This window comes from Streptomyces nanshensis, assembly GCF_001751255.1.
Taxonomy (GTDB): Bacteria; Actinomycetota; Actinomycetes; order Streptomycetales; family Streptomycetaceae; genus Streptomyces; species Streptomyces nanshensis_A.
Window position 1 is genome coordinate 1 of the sequence record NZ_LJGW01000536.1, and the last position, 1,188, is coordinate 1,188.

The 1,188-nt window shown below is 72.9% G+C and carries 1 protein-coding gene; it reads right to left on the reverse strand.

The features are described from left to right. Window positions 1-415: 415 nt before the first annotated feature. Window positions 416-1,081: a response regulator transcription factor gene (locus AN218_RS29580; protein WP_070020150.1), complete on the reverse strand. Its 666-nt coding sequence runs from the start codon at window positions 1,079-1,081 to the stop codon at window positions 416-418. Window positions 1,082-1,188 lie beyond the last annotated feature (107 nt).

Sequence of the window (1,188 nt, forward strand, 5' to 3'; positions counted from 1 at the left end):
GGCCGGGGCGGCGGCGGTCGCGGCAGCGGCGGGGGTGGCCGTCAACGCCGGCGCGGACACCGCCGAGGCGAGGACGGCGGCTCCCGCGGAAGCCCTGAACACGCTGCGACGGCTGAGCTTTCCGGCCACTCGGGTCTCCTTCTACGGGCGCGCTGACGCATGTCACGTGGATCTTGTCCCGGGGAAGTCAAGCCGCCGTGAGAGGGGCGGTCAAGGGACGAAAAGGATGCTGCCCGAATTTTTGGAAGCGCATACATGCGCGGCGCGTGCGGGTGCCGTCCGTACCGTCCGTCCGCCTGCGAAGGGCGAGTTGGGCGCGGTGGGTGAAGCGGTGGGCGGCGAGGGCGAGTCGGGCACCCGGCACGGAGCGTGGTGTACGGGCCGTACGGCCGGTGGCGGCGGCGCCGTCCTCGGCTCAGCCGAGCCAGCCGGGACGTACGAGCCCCGACTCGTAGGCCAGGACGACCAGTTGGGCGCGGTCGCGCACCCCCAGCTTCACCATCGCGCGGCTGACGTGTGTCTTGGCGGTCAGCGGCGAGACGACGAGCCGTCCCGCGATCTCCTCGTTGGACAGGCCGATGCCCACGAGCGTCATCACCTCCCGTTCGCGCTCGGTGAGTTCGGCCAGGGCCGCGGCCTCCGCGGGCTCCTTCGACCGTGCGGCGAACTCCGCGATCAGCCGCCGTGTGACGCCCGGCGAGAGCAGCGCGTCGCCGTCGACGACGGCACGCGCGGCACGCACCAGCTCCTCCGGTTCGGTGTCCTTGACGAGGAAGCCGGAGGCGCCGGAGCGGATCGCCTCGAAGACGTACTCGTCCAGCTCGAACGTCGTGAGCATCACGACCTTCACCTCGGCCAGTTCGGGGTCCTCGGTGATGCCGCGGGTGGCGGCCAGGCCGTCGAGCACGGGCATGCGGATGTCCATCAGCACCAGATCGGGGCGGAGTTGGCGCACCGACGCGAGGGCCTCCTCGCCGTCGGCGGCCTCTCCGGCGACCTCGATGCCGGGCTGGGCGTCGAGCAGGGCGCGGAATCCGGCGCGTACCAGCGACTGGTCGTCGGCGAGCAGAACGCGGATCACGGTGACTCCTTCGGTGGGGGCGGCGTCGCGGTGCCGTCCGCGGCGGTGAGCGGCAGGCGGGCGGTGACGCGGAAGCCGCCGTCGGGACGCGGGCCCGCGTCGGCGGT